This window comes from Mesorhizobium dulcispinae, assembly GCF_033977345.1.
GTDB classification, from domain to species: domain Bacteria; phylum Pseudomonadota; class Alphaproteobacteria; order Rhizobiales; family Rhizobiaceae; genus Mesorhizobium; species Mesorhizobium dulcispinae.
Window position 1 is genome coordinate 1 of sequence record NZ_JAVIIY010000028.1, and the last position, 16,004, is coordinate 16,004.

The 16,004-nt window shown below is 64.9% G+C and carries 15 protein-coding genes; 8 read left to right on the plus strand and 7 right to left on the minus strand.

Annotated elements, in window-relative coordinates; translation table 11 throughout:
* On the minus strand, positions 1-290 hold a 290-nt coding region (locus tag RFN30_RS32520), incomplete at its 3' end, for a hypothetical protein (protein ID WP_320265717.1).
* Positions 291-306: 16 nt separating this feature from the next.
* Here RFN30_RS32520 and RFN30_RS30555 point away from each other — a divergent pair.
* Positions 307-1,494 (plus strand): methyltransferase family protein, encoded by a 1,188-nt coding sequence (locus RFN30_RS30555; RefSeq protein ID WP_320265718.1) that lies wholly within the window; start codon positions 307-309, stop codon positions 1,492-1,494.
* 277 nt (positions 1,495-1,771) lie between these two features.
* Complete coding sequence (locus RFN30_RS30560; protein WP_275955501.1) at positions 1,772-1,903, plus strand: hypothetical protein; 132 nt, start codon at positions 1,772-1,774, stop codon at positions 1,901-1,903.
* A gap of 51 nt (positions 1,904-1,954) precedes the next feature.
* Here the strand turns inward: RFN30_RS30560 and RFN30_RS30565 are convergent, their stop codons facing one another.
* Genes RFN30_RS30565 through RFN30_RS30575 form a run of 3 tightly spaced genes read right to left on the minus strand, consistent with a single transcriptional unit; the run spans position 1,955 to position 4,749 of the window.
* Positions 1,955-2,725, minus strand: a complete 771-nt coding sequence (locus RFN30_RS30565) for a metallophosphoesterase (RefSeq protein WP_320265719.1) — start codon at positions 2,723-2,725, stop codon at positions 1,955-1,957.
* Positions 2,726-2,785: 60 nt separating this feature from the next.
* Complete coding sequence (locus tag RFN30_RS30570; protein WP_320265720.1) at positions 2,786-3,922, minus strand: alpha-hydroxy acid oxidase; 1,137 nt, start codon at positions 3,920-3,922, stop codon at positions 2,786-2,788.
* Positions 3,923-3,945: 23 nt separating this feature from the next.
* Positions 3,946-4,749 (minus strand): FCD domain-containing protein, encoded by an 804-nt coding sequence (locus tag RFN30_RS30575; protein WP_320265721.1) that lies wholly within the window; start codon positions 4,747-4,749, stop codon positions 3,946-3,948.
* Between the two features lie 209 nt (positions 4,750-4,958).
* Between RFN30_RS30575 and RFN30_RS30580 the strand changes: the two genes are divergently transcribed.
* The 4 genes from RFN30_RS30580 to glcF all read left to right on the plus strand — a co-directional run bounded on the left by RFN30_RS30580 (position 4,959) and on the right by glcF (position 10,841).
* A complete protein-coding gene (locus tag RFN30_RS30580) occupies positions 4,959-6,281 on the plus strand; it encodes a DUF3422 family protein (protein WP_320265722.1) in 1,323 nt (440 codons plus the stop codon).
* A 269-nt stretch (positions 6,282-6,550) separates the two neighbouring features.
* A complete protein-coding gene (locus tag RFN30_RS30585; protein WP_320265723.1) occupies positions 6,551-8,047 on the plus strand; it encodes an FAD-linked oxidase C-terminal domain-containing protein in 1,497 nt (498 codons plus the stop codon).
* 253 nt (positions 8,048-8,300) lie between these two features.
* The gene (locus RFN30_RS30590; protein ID WP_320265724.1) at positions 8,301-9,506 is read left to right on the plus strand and encodes an FAD-binding protein; all 1,206 of its coding nucleotides are present in this window, start codon (positions 8,301-8,303) and stop codon (positions 9,504-9,506) included.
* A gap of 9 nt (positions 9,507-9,515) precedes the next feature.
* On the plus strand, positions 9,516-10,841 hold the full coding sequence (gene glcF, locus RFN30_RS30595) for a glycolate oxidase subunit GlcF (RefSeq protein ID WP_320265725.1): 1,326 nt from the start codon (positions 9,516-9,518) through the stop codon (positions 10,839-10,841).
* A 139-nt stretch (positions 10,842-10,980) separates the two neighbouring features.
* Here the strand turns inward: glcF and RFN30_RS30600 are convergent, their stop codons facing one another.
* Both RFN30_RS30600 and RFN30_RS30605 read right to left on the minus strand, forming a co-directional pair.
* On the minus strand, positions 10,981-11,901 hold the full coding sequence (locus tag RFN30_RS30600) for a bifunctional 5,10-methylenetetrahydrofolate dehydrogenase/5,10-methenyltetrahydrofolate cyclohydrolase (RefSeq protein ID WP_320265726.1): 921 nt from the start codon (positions 11,899-11,901) through the stop codon (positions 10,981-10,983).
* Between the two features lie 336 nt (positions 11,902-12,237).
* On the minus strand, positions 12,238-12,978 hold the full coding sequence (locus RFN30_RS30605) for a L,D-transpeptidase (RefSeq protein ID WP_320265727.1): 741 nt from the start codon (positions 12,976-12,978) through the stop codon (positions 12,238-12,240).
* 217 nt (positions 12,979-13,195) lie between these two features.
* Here RFN30_RS30605 and RFN30_RS30610 point away from each other — a divergent pair, with 217 nt between their 5' ends.
* On the plus strand, positions 13,196-13,834 hold the full coding sequence (locus RFN30_RS30610; protein WP_320265728.1) for a DNA-3-methyladenine glycosylase I: 639 nt from the start codon (positions 13,196-13,198) through the stop codon (positions 13,832-13,834).
* Positions 13,835-13,929: 95 nt separating this feature from the next.
* Here the strand turns inward: RFN30_RS30610 and RFN30_RS30615 are convergent, their stop codons facing one another.
* Positions 13,930-14,163 (minus strand): hypothetical protein, encoded by a 234-nt coding sequence (locus RFN30_RS30615; RefSeq protein ID WP_320265729.1) that lies wholly within the window; start codon positions 14,161-14,163, stop codon positions 13,930-13,932.
* A 225-nt stretch (positions 14,164-14,388) separates the two neighbouring features.
* On the opposite strand from RFN30_RS30615, the gene hisS reads away from it, so the two are divergent.
* A complete protein-coding gene (hisS, locus tag RFN30_RS30620) occupies positions 14,389-15,957 on the plus strand; it encodes a histidine--tRNA ligase (protein WP_320265730.1) in 1,569 nt (522 codons plus the stop codon).
* The last annotated feature ends 47 nt before the right edge of the window (positions 15,958-16,004 follow it).

A 16,004-nucleotide genomic window follows, 5' to 3' on the forward strand; every position in this document is an offset into this window, starting at 1 on the left:
GGAACCAGCGGCGGCACGTCCGGGGGAACCAGCGGCGGCACGTCCGGCGGAACCAGCGGCGGCACGTCCGGGGGAACCAGCGGCGGTACGTCCGGGGGAACCAGCGGCGGCACGTCCGGCGGAACCAGCGGCGGCACGTCCGGGGGAACCAGCGGCGGTACGTCCGGGGGAACGAGCGGCGGCACGTCCGGCGGGACGAGTGGCTGAGCCTTGCTGCACGATCTGAAAACGCTGCGATTGAGCGCTCCGGATTCGCCTCCGCGATCGGCAACCGGGGCGTGGAGTGGCATCGCCGGTCTCGCCGCCATGATCGCGGCGGTGGTTACGCTGCGTTCATGGCAGCAGCCGGATTACGTCAAGACACTCGCTGTCCTCGCCGTCGTCGCGCTCGTCATGGTGGTGGTCGACCTGCAATTCTATCGGGTCCAGCTCAATGCCTCGTCCGACCTATCCGCCGCACCGCTGCGACCGTTCAATGTAAAGCGAACCCTCCGCAAGCTGGCCGGGCTGTGGTTCACCATCGGCATCATCGCCGCGCTCTACTGGCTGCTGCCGGTCTATGCCGATAGTTTTTATGATCCTTTCAAACAGGCGGCGCTCTACAGCCTGCCTGCGCTGGTGCTGCTTTCACCCCTCTACATCGCCTTTGTCGACAGCCTGCAGCGCCAGCCCGAGGATGCCTATGCTGAACTCGGCCGCCTCATCGCCGGCGACCGGTCAAGGGACTGGTCGATGCTAGCCGCGCTTGGTCGAGGCTGGATCATCAAGGGCTTCTTCCTGCCGCTGATGTTCGTCTACACGAACAATGATCTCGCCGCGCTCTGGGCGCGCTCGCCGCTGGCGCCGGCCGACGATTTCGAGCATTTTTTCTCCTTCGGCATCGATCTTCTCTATCTGGTCGATGTTATTTTCGCGGCTGTCGCCTACACGCTCACCTTGCGCCTGACCGACAGCCATATGCGCTCGACCGAGCCCACCGTCGGCGGTTGGGTGATCTGCCTGTTCTGCTATCCGCCCTTGTGGAGCTCGGTCGGGGTGAAATATCTCGCCTATGATCAGGACGGCGCCTATTGGGGCCAGTTCCTCGCGTCCTATCCGCTGCTCTATGGCCTCTGGGGCAGCATCATCCTGGCGCTGGTCTTGGTCTATGCTTGGGCGACCGTCTCTTTCGGCCTGCGGTTCTCAAACCTCACCAATCGCGGCATCATCACCAACGGACCGTATCGCTGGGTCAAGCATCCCGCCTATCTCTGCAAGAACATCAGCTGGTGGATGATCTCCATGCCGTTTCTGAGCACGATCGGTTGGGCAACTGCCGTGCAGTCGTGCCTGCTGCTCGCCGGCGTGAATGCCGTCTACTGGCTGCGCGCTGTGACGGAAGAGCGTCATCTCGTGGCCGACCCGGCCTATCGCGAATACCAGGATTTCATCGCCCGCCACGGTTTGTGGGCGAGGATTCGGCGGGGCTTGCCCCGGGTTGAAGGGGTAGCCTGATCCGCAACGTGACATAATTGGCACGCGACGACAGTTCCGCCTGGGGAAAACCTGCTTCGTCCTTGGCTTGTGCGCGCCCGCCATCCTAGAAGGCGCCCGCCCTGTAACGTCCGTGCAACCGCGATGAACCTTCTGTGTGATCTGCGCGACACACCGGCGAAACGGAATCTGCTTAGAAGCGCGAAATCGTCAAAACATTGAGACGCATTTTATCGTTTCAACGCATTGGTAACCGCCTCGTGCACAGATGCAGAAAGCTCAACCAGAGATGACGTCCGTGAAAGCAGCGCTTTTGTCCTTTGTCATGCTGTCTGCCATCGTCGTGTGCGGCCTAGGCATTTATTCCGCCGACGCGGCCAACAATCATCAGGCCGTCGACGGCTACGGTGTCACCGCCGCGCTTCGCTAAAGCCTGTCCTTCCCGACAAACGGAAAGCTGATCCCACAGTCGGGATCATGGCTAGAACGCCGTTCCCTCCACCGTCAGGATGAGCTTTTCAGCGCCATTGACGGCGAGCGCGCTCAGCGTTCCCGCCTGCCAGGCGAGTGTGTCGACATTGACGCGGTTGGCCATCACCTCGGCTTCCGGCACCGGCGTATGCCCGTGCACGATCACTTTGGGAAAGAGCCCGGGGTGATCGTGGAACGCGTCGCGGATCCAGATCAGATCCTGCGGGCTCTGGTTTTCGAGCGGGATGCCGGGCCTTATACCGGCATGGCAGAAGAAGAAGTCGCCGAAGGTCACTGAAAAGGACAGCGAGTGCAGGAAGTCGACATGGGCTTGCGGCACCGCTTCGACCAATGCTGCGTGTCCGTGCGCCAGCGCCTCGTCCGATCTGCCGAACCAGCTGCTGCCGGTCGAGAGCTTCACCCCGTATGATGCCGCCGTCTGGACGCCGCCATAGCGCATGAACAGACCGTCTGGATCGGGTTTGGCAAGAAATTCCAGCATGCCGATGTCGTGATTGCCGGCAAGCATGATGTTGCGCGGGTCGCGCTCCCTTGCCTCGATCAGAAACTCGATGACGCTTTTGGAGTCCGGCCCGCGGTCGACATAGTCGCCCAGATGGATGATGCGCCAGTCCGACGACGGCGCATATTCCAGTTCGCTCTCGATCCGGCGGTGCATGGCGGCGAGCAGGTCGTGACGGCCGTGCACGTCGCCGATGGCATAAAGCCGCATGCCTTCCGGCCCACGCGCGTCGAGATAATGGATGCCCGTTTCAGTCAAGGCGAGCGTCTTCCCGTATCGATCATCACGGGAAACTAGGGCGGATCGGTGAATAAGCCCCTAGCGTCGCAGCTGGTCCTTGCCCATGTCGGTTACCAGACGCTTACCGCACAGCGCCAGCGTGATGTCCATTTCCTTGCGGATGATTTCCAGCGCCTTGGTGACGCCCGCCTTGCCCATCGCGCCGAGGCCGTAAAGGAACGGCCGGCCAATATAGGTGCCCTTGGCGCCGAGGCAAAGCGCCTTGAGCACGTCCTGGCCCGAGCGGATGCCGCCGTCCATGTGCACTTCGATCCTGTCGCCGACGGCATCGGCGATCTCCTCCAGCACCGAGATCGAGGAGGCCGCGCCGTCGAGCTGCCGCCCGCCATGGTTGGAGACCACAATTGCGTCGGCGCCGGTCTCGGCCGCCATCAACGCATCCTCCTTGTCGAGGATGCCCTTCAGGATCAGCTTGCCGCCCCAGCGCTCCTTGATCCAGGCGACGTCCTTCCACGACAGCTGCGGGTCGAACTGCTCCGTCGTCCATGACGACAGCGAAGAGACGTCACCGACGCCCTTGGCGTGGCCGACGATGTTGCGGAAGGTGCGGCGCGGCGTGCCGGCGATCCCGAGGCACCAGCGCGGCTTGAGGGCCAGGTCGACGATGTTGGCGAGCGTCATCTTGGGCGGCGCCGAAAGCCCGTTGCGGATATCCTTGTGGCGCTGGCCGAGGATCTGCAGGTCGAGCGTCAGCACTAGCGCCGAGCATTTGGCCGCCTTGGCGCGGTCGATGAGGTTCAGCACGAAATCCTTGTCGCGCAGCACGTAAAGCTGGAACCAGAACGGCTTCTTGGTCGCCGAGGCGACATCCTCGATCGAGCAGATGCTCATGGTCGAGAGCGTGAACGGCACGCCGAACTCTTCCGCCGCCTGCGCCGCCAGCATCTCGCCGTCGGCATGCTGCATGCCGGTCAGCCCGGTCGGGGCGAGCGCCACCGGCATCGCCACCTTCTCGCCGATCATGGTCGATTCCAGCGAGCGGTTGCTCATGTCGACCAGCACGCGCTGGCGGAACTTGATCTTTTGGAAATCCTCTTCGTTGGCCCGGTAGGTGCTCTCGGTCCAGGCGCCGGAATCGGCATAATCGAAGAACATCTTCGGCACCTTGCGGCGCGCCACGTCCTTCAGGTCGGCGATGGTGAGGATGTCGCTCATGGTGGTCCCCGCTTGATCGATGCTTAGGAGCGTTTGCGTGTGGGTTCGATGTCGTCGGCTTCCGAGCGCTGCCTGAGCCTCAGCCGCGAGACGCGCTGCCAGTCGCCGCTGCGCTCGGCTTCCGCCATCGAGCGCTCGACATAGGTGATGTGATCCATTGCGGCCTTGCGCGCTGCCGCCGGATCGGCAGCCTTGATCGCGGTGTGGATGGCGCGGTGCTGCTCGAGCAGCGCCTCGCGCGCGCCGGGCACGGTGAAGACCAGAAGCCGGTTCTGGAACACGCCCTCGGACAGCAGCCGGTAGCAGGAGCGCAACGTGTGCAGAAGAATGATGTTGTGCGCGCATTCGCAGACCGCGTGGTGGAATTCGACGTCGATCTCAGCCTCGTCGTCCAAGTCGCCGGTACGGTGCGCTTCGTCCATGCGCGCCATGATGCGATCGAGCAGGGCGAGATCCTCCGGCGTCGCGCGTCGCGCCGCATACTCGGCCGCGATCGCCTCGATCTCGCGCCGGTATTCCAGATAGTCGGTCACCGCCTTGCGGTGCATCGAGATCAGATCGGTCACCGGCTTGGTGAAAAGCTGGCCGATGACATCGGCGACATGCGTGCCGCCGCCGGGCCTGGTGGTCAGCAGCCCGCGTGCCTCCAGCGCCTTCAGCGCATCGCGCAGGATCGGCCGCGACACGTCGAACTGGCGCGCCAGCTCGCGCTCGCCGGGCAGCCGGTCGCCGGTGCGCAGCACGCCTTCGAGGATCAGGCTCTCGATCTGCTGCACCACCTCATCGGCGGTACGCGAATGCTCGATCCTGGAGAAGATATCGCTCAATGGAGGGGCGCCTGGGAACGGATTGGATGTCGCGCAGATTAAAGCCACTGTCGCCAACTGGTCAAATTATTTATCCAATTCGCCGGATCCGGTCGGTTCCGGCGCCGCGCCCTCCCATGCGTGCCTGCTAAAATTTGCTGTTTACGCGCCTGGCCGATTGCCGCAAGACAACGCGATTGCACGAACGGTCGAAACCAGGGGGACCAACCGTGTCGGACGAGACGTCCAATCTCGAATTCCAGCCGCGCGCCCAGGGCAGCGTCATGGGCTTCCCGGCTTTTGAAGGACGCCCCGGCGCGCTGGGCGAGGTCCATGCGCGTCCGCATCCGCTGGTCGAGAAGCCTCGCGTGCTCATCCAGCTTTCCTTCATGACCGAGGGCGGCTCGGCCGTCGACCATGCCGTGCTTTCGGAATTGTCGCGGCGCCTCGGCATCGCGGCGCCCGAGCGCCATGCCCGCCATCACGCCATGAGATGGGGCAAGGGCACGCTGCGCTGGGAGCGGCACACGGAATTCTCCACCTACCTTTGGGAAGGGCCGCTCGCCGAAAACGGCCGGGGCCAGGAGGATTCACCCTTCGGCAACGGCTTTTCGCCGCCGGGAACGGTGATTTCCGGCATCCGGCTCGAGATCCGCAAATGGACGCAGGCGAGCGAGAAGCTGATCGCCGGCTTCGACCCGACCAGCCTTTGCTACTCGCTGGTCGAGCGCGGTGCCGCCGCCATCATCACCGACTTCCGCCAGGACGGCGACGGCCTGACCCGCATGCTGGTGCTCGACCGCGGCCTGACGCCGGCCAGCACCGGCGCGCTGTCGCAGCGGCTGATCGACATCGAGACGTACCGGACGCTTGCCATGCTTGGCCTGCCGCTGGCGCAGACGCTGTCCGGCCGCGCCCGCCGTATCGAGGACCGGCTGGCGCAGACGACGCTTGAAATGAAGGCGGCCGAGACCCGCGACAGCCAGAATTTGCTCGCCGACCTCACCGAGCTTGCCGCCGAACTCGAGGCGGACGCGGCCTCCAGCCTCTACCGCTTCGGCGCCAGCCGCGCCTATGACGGCATCGTCTCCGAACGGCTCGAGGCGCTGGATGAGGAGCCGGTGCAGGGCTACGATACCTGGGCGGGCTTCCTGCAAAGGCGCATGGCGCCGGCGATGCGCACCTGCCGCTCCGTCGAGGAGCGCCAGGCCAACCTGTCGCGCAAGCTCACCCGCGCCACCACGCTGCTTCGCACTTGGGTCGATGTCGATGTCGAGCGCCAGAACCGCGACCTGCTCGCCTCGATGAACAACCGCGCCCGGCTGCAATTGCGCCTGCAGCAGACCGTCGAAGGCCTCTCGGTCGCCGCCGTGTCCTATTACGTCGTCGGCCTGATTGGCTACGTCGCCAAGGGCGCCTCGACCTTCGGTCACGCCTTCGCGCCGGAAGTCGTCACCGCGGCTTCGGTGCCGGTCGCCATCCTGCTCGTCTGGTGGGGCGTGCGCCGCGTGCGGAAGATGCATTCCGAGCCGGCCAAGCATCCGGGCGAGTAGTCTCACCTTTTACCCTGCCCTTTGTGGGGAGGGTTGATCCGCGCAGCGGAGCGGGATGGGGGTGCTCGTAGGCGCTTCCAGCGCGACCCCCACCCCGCTCACTTCATTCGCGACCTCTCCACGAGGGGAGGGTGAACTGCCAGCGGCAGATTGCCGCTGCGGAACCGCGTGCGCATGGTCGATGCCCGATCCCGACCAAAGCAGGGTTTGCAACAGTCACGCTCAGCTGGTAAAAGATTTTGACCAGTCAAGCCAGATGAGGCTGCCCGATGTCCGGCCTTGCCATGCCCAAGCCAGATGCCGAGACGATGCGCCGGCGCGCCGAGATCGTCGCCGACATGCGCATCATCGTGCCGGGCGAGGGCGTCGTCGACACGGCAAACGAAATGCGCGCCTTCGAGAGCGACGGCCTCACCGCCTATCGGCAATTGCCGCTGGTGGTGGTGCTGCCGGAGACGGTGGCGCAGGTCTCGCGCGTCTTGAAATACTGCAACGAGCGCGGCATCCGCGTCGTGCCGCGCGGTTCCGGCACCTCGCTGTCGGGCGGCGCGCTGCCGCTCGAGGATGCGGTGCTGCTGGTGATGAGCCGCTTCAACCGCATCCTCGCGATCGACTATCCCAACCGCGTCGTCGTCGCCCAGCCGGGCGTCACCAATCTCGGCATCACCAACGCCGTCGAGCAGGAGGGCTTCTACTACGCCCCCGATCCATCCTCCCAGATCGCCTGCTCGATCGGCGGCAACGTCGCGGAGAATTCCGGCGGCGTGCACTGCCTGAAATACGGCCTCACCGCCAACAATGTGCTGGGCATCGAGATGGTGCTGATGAATGGCGAGGTGGTGCGGCTCGGCGGCAGCCATCTCGACCAGGAAGGCTACGACCTGCTCGGCGTCATGACCGGCTCGGAAGGCCTGCTCGGCGTCGTCACCGAGGTCACCGTTCGCATCCTGAAGAAGCCAGAGACGGCGCGCGCGCTTCTGATCGGCTTCCCGACCAGCGAAGAGGGCGGCCAGTGTGTCGCCGACATCATCGGCGCCGGCATCATCCCCGGCGGCATGGAGATGATGGATCGTCCGGCGATCCACGCGGCCGAGGATTTCGTCCATGCCGGCTATCCGCTCGATGTCGAGGCGCTCTTGATCGTCGAGCTCGACGGACCGAGTGTCGAGGTCGATCACCTGATCGGCCTCGTCGAGGCGATCGCCTACAAGAACGGCTCGACCACCTGCCGAATCTCGCAGTCGGAGCAGGAGCGGCTGAGTTTCTGGGCCGGGCGCAAGGCGGCCTTCCCGGCGGTCGGCCGCATCTCGCCCGACTATTACTGCATGGACGGCACCATCCCGCGCAAGGAATTGCCGCGGGTGCTCGCCGGCATGCGTGACCTCTCCGAGAGATACGGGCTCGGCGTCGCCAATGTCTTCCACGCCGGCGACGGCAATCTGCACCCGCTGATCCTCTACGACGCCAACGTGCCGGGCGAGCTCGACAAGGCCGAAAGTTTCGGTGCCGACATCCTGCGCCTTTGCGTCGAGGTCGGCGGCGTGCTCACCGGCGAGCATGGCGTCGGCGTCGAGAAGCGCGACCTGATGCCGGAAATGTTCAACCAGGTCGACCTCGACCAGCAGATGCGGGTCAAATGCGCCTTCGACCCGAACCATCTTCTCAACCCCGGCAAGGTCTTCCCGCAGCTGCGCCGCTGCGCCGAGTTGGGACGTATGCACGTGCATCGCGGGCAGGTGGCGTTTCCGGACATTCCGAGGTTTTGATGGGGTTTCCATCCCGCATGTCGACGATCCTTCGCGCCCCCCTCTGTCCTACCGGACATCTCCCCCACAAGGGGGGAGATCAGCCGCTTTGGCGCCGCGCTCAATCCTGCCACGTTAGAGATTGGCGAAATCGGCGGCGACATCTGATCTCCCCCCAAGTGGGGGAGATGTCCGGCAGGACAGAGGGGGGCGCGACAGAACGCGACTTGCCACCTCTCCCCCGCTTTGCGGGGGCGAGGAACGAGGTGCATTCATGACCGCCTTCACCCCGTCCACCAGTGCCGAAGTCCTCTCCACCATCCAATGGGCGGCAGCGGAGGAATCACCGCTGGAGATCCTCGGCCACGGCTCCAGGCGCGGCATTGGCCGTCCGCTGCAGACCGGGCACACGCTGGATCTCTCGAAGCTTTCCGGCGTCACCCTTTACGAGCCTGCCGAGCTGGTGCTCTCGGCAAAGGCCGGCACGCCGCTCGCCGAGATCGAAAAACTGCTGACCGAAAGCGGCCAGCAATTCGCCTTCGAGCCCATGGACTATAGCCCGCTGCTCGGCGGCGGGGCGGGCAGGGGCACGATCGGCGGCGTGCTGGCCTCCAACCTCTCCGGTCCGCGGCGTCTCAAGGCGGGTGCCGCGCGCGACCATATCCTTGGCATCGCCGCCGTCTCAGGACGCGCTGAAGCCTTCAAGTCTGGCGGCCGCGTCGTCAAGAACGTCACCGGCTACGACCTTTCCAAGCTGATGGCGGGGAGTTGGGGCACGCTTGCCGTGCTGACTGACGTCACCTTCAAGGTGCTGCCCGCGGCCGAAACCGAAGTGACGCTGGCCATTCGCGGCCTGCTCGACGATGCTGCCGTCGCCGCCATGGCGCTGGCGCTTGGCTCCAGCGCCGAAGTGTCGAGCGCGGCGCATCTGCCGGAGCGCATCGCCGCGCGCGTCGCCGCCGGCCATCTGGGCACCGACGCCGCGACCCTGCTGCGCGTTGAAGGCTTTGGGCCGTCGGTCGTCTATCGCACCGAGGCGCTCAAGCAGCTGCTCGGCAAGGCGGGGCCGCTGCAAGAGATCGCCGGCGAAGCCTCAAAGACGATCTGGCGCGATATTCGCGATTGCTTGCCCTTCGCCGACGGCCCCGCGAGGCCGGTCTGGCGCGTCTCGATGGCGCCGTCTGAGGCGCATCTCATGGTAATGGCCTTGCGTATGCAGGCCGCGGTCGATGCCTTCTACGATTGGCAGGGCGGACTGGTGTGGCTGTCGATGCGCGAGGATGAGCCGGAGGCTGAATTGCTGCGCGGCTTGATCCGCAAATATGGCGGCGGTCACGCGACACTGGTGCGGGCGTCTGCCTCGCATCGCGCCGCTCTGCCTGTGTTCGAGCCGCAGCCGCCGCATCTTTCAGCGCTGTCGACGCGGCTCAAGACCGAGTTCGATCCGAAGAATATCCTCAACCCCGGCCGAATGGCCTAGGACTGATATATGCAGACCAATTTCTCAGCCGCGCAGCTTGCCGATCCGCATGTGGCGGAATCGGAGAAGATCCTGCGGAAATGCGTGCATTGCGGCTTCTGCACCGCCACCTGTCCGACTTATGTGGAGCTGGGCAACGAGCTCGATTCACCGCGTGGCCGCATTTATCTCATCAAGGACATGCTGGAGAACGGCCGGCCGGCCGACAAGGAACTCGTCACCCATATCGATCGCTGCCTGTCCTGCCTTGCCTGCATGACCACATGCCCTTCGGGCGTGAACTACATGCATCTGGTGGATCATGCCCGCGCCCATATCGAGCAGACCTACCAGCGGCCGCTGCTCGACCGGCTGACGCGCGCCATGCTGGCTTTCGTGCTGCCTTACCCGGGGCGCTTCCGGGCTGCGTTGAAGCTCGCCGGCCTCGGCCGGCCGTTCATCGGGCTGTTCGAAAAGCTGCCAGCGCTGAGGCCGGTCGCGGCCATGCTGAAGCTTGCGCCGGCGTCTATCCCGCCGGCATCGCCGATGGCTTCCCCTGGCGTGCATGTCGCCCACGGCACGAAACGCGGCCGCGTCACCATCCTCACAGGCTGCGCGCAGTCGGTGCTCGATCCGGCCATCAACGAGGCGACCGTCTCGCTGCTGACGCGGCTGGGCGTCGAGGTCGTAGTGCCGGAAGGCGAGGGGTGCTGCGGCGCGCTCGTCCACCATATGGGTCGCGAGGATCAGGCCCTTGCCTCGGCAAGGCAAAATGTCGATGCCTGGACGCGCGCCATCGATCAGGGCAGGCTCGACGCCATTATCATCACGGCGTCCGGCTGCGGCACGACGATCAAGGATTATGGCTTCATGCTGCGCCTCGATCCGGCTTATGCGGGAAAAGCGGCGCGCGTTTCGGCGCTCGCCAAGGACGTCACCGAATATCTCGCAGCACTCGACCTGCCCGAGCCTGTGCGCAAGCCAGGCACGATCGTTGCCTATCATTCCGCCTGCTCGATGCAGCATGGCCAGAGGATCACGCGCCAGCCGAAGGAGCTTCTCGCCAAGGCCGGCTTCGTCGTGCGCGAGCCGCGCGAAGGGCATCTCTGCTGCGGCTCGGCCGGCACCTACAACATCCTGCAGTCCGAGATTTCGGCCAGACTGCGCGACCGCAAGGTCCAGAATATCGAGGCGACGGGCGCTTCAGTCGTCGCCACCGGCAATATCGGCTGCATCACCCAGATCGCGTCCGCCGCCAAGCTGCCTGTGGTGCATACGGTGAAGCTGCTCGACTGGGCTTATGGCGGCCCGAAGCCGGAAGGCGTTTCCGAGCAAGATCTTCTGGCGGCAGAGTGATCTTCGCCGTCGGCGCCCCCTCATCCGGCCGCTTCGCGGCCACCTTCTCCCCCGCGGGGGGAAGAGGTTGGCGCCGGCGCCGACAGTCTCCTCTCCCCTTGGGAAGAGGTCAGCCGAGCGAGGCTGGGTGAGGGGCCGCCTACTCCGCCGCGAGCTTGTCAGCCACCCCATAGGTCGCGCGGTAAAGCGCGCGCTGGCGGTTGAGCGCCACCATGGTGTTGCGCAGCAGGATCGCGACCGTGAGTGGGCCGACGCCGCCGGGCACCGGCGTAATCCAGGAGGCGACCTCCTTGACGCTCTCGGTGTCGACGTCGCCGACGATGCGGCTTTCGCCGTCCGGGCCGGTCTCGGAATTGATGCCGATGTCGATGACGCAGGCTCCGGGCTTCACCATCTCGGCCTTGATCAGCCGCGGCCTGCCGACGGCGACGAACAGCGCATCGGCGCGCCGCGCATGTGCCGCCACCGAGCGCGTCATGTGATGGCACACCGTCACGGTTGCGCCTTCGCTCATCAACAGGAAGGCGATCGGCTTGCCGACGATCTCGGAATGGCCGACGACCACCACCTCGAGCCCTTTGAGATCGAGGCCGGTTTCCTTCAGTAGCTCGACCGAAGCGGCGGCCGTGCAGGGCGCGAGGTCGAGCTGGTTGTAGACGATATTGCCGATCGAGGCCGGATGCATGCCCTCGACATCCTTCAGCGGATGCACCGCCGCCTGCAGCGTCTTGATCGGGATATGCGCCGGCACCGGCCGCTGGATGATGATGCCGGTGACACGCGGGTCGGCGTTGAGGCCGTGGATGGCGGCTTCCAGCTCGCCCGCCGTGGTATCGGCGGCAAAGCGCCGTTCCTCGAAGCCGATACCGGCAAGCTCGGCCTTGGCGCGCTGGTTGCGCACATAGACGTCGACCGCGTCGGTATCGCCGACGGTGATCGAGACCAGCTTCGGTGGAAAGCCTTCGGCCGCGGCGATTGCCGCGTCCTCGCGTACCGAAGCAATGATGCGCTGGGCGACCGGACCGCCCCTGAGATAGCGGCTGTCGTCGGACCGGGTCATGGTTGGGACCTCTGCCTTTCTAGAGCAATCCCAGGCACGGCGGTTTTCCGTCCGGAATTGCATAAACCAAGATTTGTGCGCTGCAATAGCAGAGGTGCGCCGGGAAATCAGCCCCGAAAGCGAAACCTGCTGCTTTCGGGGCGACCCGCTGCGGGATTGAAACAAAAAGGGCAGCGCGGTCTCCCGCGCTGCCCTTTCGTGACTGGCCGTATCCCCACACGGCCCGTCCCCCGTAAACTCGCTGCCAGTCTAAGCACGTCTTCCCAAGGCGCGCTATGGCTTGTGGGCAACAGCATGCGCCAAAACGGCGCCGCCTGACCGGCTGATTCGGAGTTACTATATCACCTCGACGGTTGTTCCGACATTTACGCGCTCGTAAAGGTCGACGACATCCTCGTTGCGCATGCGGATGCAGCCCGACGACACCGCGCCGCCGATCGTCCAGGGCTGGTTGGTACCATGGATGCGGTATTCGGTGGTGCCGAGATAGAGCGCGCGCGCGCCGAGCGGGTTCTCCATGCCGCCGGCGAGATAGGTCGGCAGGTAGCGGCCCTTGGCCGCCTCGCGCTTGATCATCGCCGCCGGCGGGCGCCAGTCCGGCCACACCTTCTTGTCGGTGATCTTGTGCGTGCCCGACCATTCGAAGCCAGGCTTGCCGGTGCCGACGCCGTAGCGCCGCGCCTTGCCGTCCTTCTCGATCAGGAAGAGGAAATTCTGCTTGGTGTCGATGACGATGGTGCCGGGCTTCTGCGGGCCGTCATAGGCGATTTCCTGCGGCAGGTAGATCGGGTTGATCTGCGGCCGCATCACCATGCGCTTGGCAGGCTGCTGCACGGCCGCGGTGCGCTGCCGGTCGGGCTGTGCCTGGGAAAGCCGCTGCAGCGGCTGCTGCGTTGCCTGGCGGCTCGGGCGCACGATGCCGGGCGCATGGCCGAGTTGCAGCACCCAGGGTGCCGACAGATCGGGGCTCACCATGACCGGCGGCATGTCGGCATAACGGTCATTGGCGAAAGAGGTCGTCGCGCCGGCGGCAAGCACCGCGGCTGCGCCGAGCACGAAAGTGAACGCTGTCTTCATCGGAACGCACCTTGATCGTCAGAACTCGTCCGGGGCGGGAAAAGGGGCCCTCGGCGTGGCGATCCTTGGCGCGGAGCGGCAACCGAAACATGAATCGGAATGCGTAAAATGCCGACTTGTCAGTAAACTTTTTGGTGTGGTTACCGGCCGGTTCAGGAATCTGGTAAAGCCACGGTAAAGCCCGCGCCGAAGTGCATTAACGAATGGAATTTTTCCGATGGGACAAGAAAATGCCGGCCTGCTCGACGGCCCCGATGGTGTCGCGCGCTGCTTCTGGCACGGCAATCTGCCGGACTATCTGCACTATCACGACCATGAGTGGGGCCGGCCGGTGGCGGACGATCGCCGGCTGTTCGAGAAGATCTGCCTCGAAGGGTTCCAGTCGGGCCTGTCCTGGCTGACCATCCTGCGCAAGCGCGAGAATTTCCGCGAGGCTTTCGCCAATTTCGAGTTCGACAAGGTGGCGCTCTTCACCGACAAGGACGTCGAGCGGCTTCTCGGCAATGCCGGCATCATCCGCCATCGCGGCAAGATCGTCTCGACCATCAACAACGCCAGGCGCGCCCGCGAGCTTGCCGACGAGGCCGGCTCGCTGGCCTCCTGGTTCTGGAAGTTCGAGCCGGGTCCCGACGAGCGGCCGACGGTCGTCGACCTCGCGCATCTGCGCGCCAATCCGACGACGGCGGTCTCGGTCAGGATCTCGAAGGAATTGAAGAAGCGCGGCTGGAGCTTTGTCGGCCCGACTACGGTCTACGCCTTCATGCAGGCGATGGGGCTGGTTAACGACCACCTCGAAGGCTGCGTCTGCAGAGCAGAAGTGGAGGCGGAAAGGAAGCGGTTTAAAAGGCCGAAGTGAGCGCTTTTTCCTTCTCCCCGTTCACGGGGAGAAGGTGCCCGAAGGGCGGATGAGGGGCGGCGCCGACTTTCGAAATTTCTCGGCGAGCGACAAATTCAGACGCTGCCGGCGCCGGCCAGGAACAATCCGGCAAGGATCGCAGCCACGGCGGCGAAGGCCGGGTAGATCACCAGCAGCCCGGTCACCAGCGCGTCGCGCACCGTCGGCTTTTGCGCTTCCGCCGCAACTTCGAACGGTCCGGCCGGCTGCTGCGCCGGCTTGCGCATGAGGCTTCCGGCAGGCCGCAGCCTGGCAGTACCGCCCTCAATGATGTCTTCAGCCGTCGTCATGGCCCGAACCCCTTGTTTCGGTGCGCTTTATGCTCGTGGATTGTGTCGGCAGCATGCCGCGCCGATGGCGGAATTGTTTCGTTTTTGGTGTGATTTGTTTCGAAGGGTGCGACTTATCTCCTCCGCGAGGAAGGAGATGGCGCAAACCCTTGCCGCACCAACCGGCATCGGTTAGGACACGCCCGCTCGAAGAAGTCAGCGTTTACTTAACGAAAAGACCATCCCATGGCCGACAAACCGGAAAAGACGAAAGCGCGGTTGCCGCGCGGTTTTGCCGACCGCAGCGCCGAAGACATCCGCGCCGTCGAGAAGATGATGGCGACCATTCGCTCGGTCTATGAGCTTTACGGTTTCGAGCCAGTCGACCAGCCGATGATCGAATACACCGACGCGCTCGGCAAATTTCTGCCCGACCAGGACCGGCCGAACGAAGGCGTCTTCTCCTTCCAGGACGACGACGATCAGTGGCTGTCGCTGCGCTATGATCTCACCGCGCCGACGGCGCGTTTCGTCGCCGAGAATTACGACCGCCTGCCGAAGCCTTATCGCAGCTACCGCTCCGGCTGGGTGTTCCGCAACGAAAAACCCGGCCCAGGCCGCTTCCGCCAGTTCATGCAATTCGACGCGGATACGATCGGCACGCCGAACGGTGTGGCGGGCGTCGCCGCTGACGCCGAGATGGCGATGATGATGGCCGACGTCATGGAAGCGCTCGGCATCAAGCGCGGCGACTACATCATCCGCGTCAACAACCGAAAGGTGCTGGACGGCATTCTGGAGGCGATTGGCCTCGGCGGCGACAAGAATGCGGGACGCCGGCTGACGGTGCTGCGCGCCATCGATAAGCTGGACAAGATCGGGCCGGAAGGTATCGCGCAACTGCTGGGCGCCGGCCGCAAGGATGAAAGCGGCGACTTCACCAAGGGCGCCGGCCTCGAGCGCAAGGCGATCGAGACGGTCCTCTATTTCATGAATTACGAGCCTGGCACGGCAGCGGGCGAATGGCGCAAGCTGGAGGTCGCGACCGACATCTCGCCGAACGCCGCCCAGATCCGCTGGCTGAAGACGTTGGACTATTTCGCCGACACCGGCCGCGAGGGCGTCGAGGAACTGGCCGCAATCGCGGCCATGGTAGACGCTGCCGGGTACAGCGGCCGCGTGCTCATCGACACATCCGTCGTGCGCGGCCTCGAATACTACACCGGCCCGGTCTTCGAAGCCGAACTGCTGGCCGAGATCCCCAACGAGGACGGCCAGATCGTGCGCTTCGGCTCGGTCGGCGGCGGCGGCCGTTATGACGGGCTGGTCTCGCGCTTCCGCGGCGAGCCGGTGCCGGCGACCGGCTTCTCCATCGGCGTGTCCCGGCTGATGACGGCACTGAAGAACCTCGGCAAGCTCGACATCTCCGATGTCATCGCGCCAGTGGTCGTTTTGGTCATGGACAAGGACATTGAAAGCCTCGGGCGCTACCAGAGGATGGTCGCCGAGCTGCGCGCCGCCGGCATCCGCTCCGAAATGTATCTCGGCGGCGCCGGCATGAAGGCGCAGCTGAAATATGCCGACCGCCGCGGCAGTCCCGTCGCCATCATCCAGGGTGGCGACGAGCGCGCCCAGCGTGTCGTGCAGATCAAGGACCTCATCGAAGGCGCGCGCCTGTCGGCCGAGATCACCGACAACGCCGAATGGCGCGCCGCAAGGCCTGCTCAGGTGACCGTGGCGGAGAGCGAGCTGGTTGCCGAGGTGATGAAGATCCTGGCTGCGCAGGCGGCCGACCGCGCGAAGGGTGGCGCTTGAGCACCCCCCTCTGGCCTGCCGGCCATCTCCCCCGCAAGGGGGGAGAT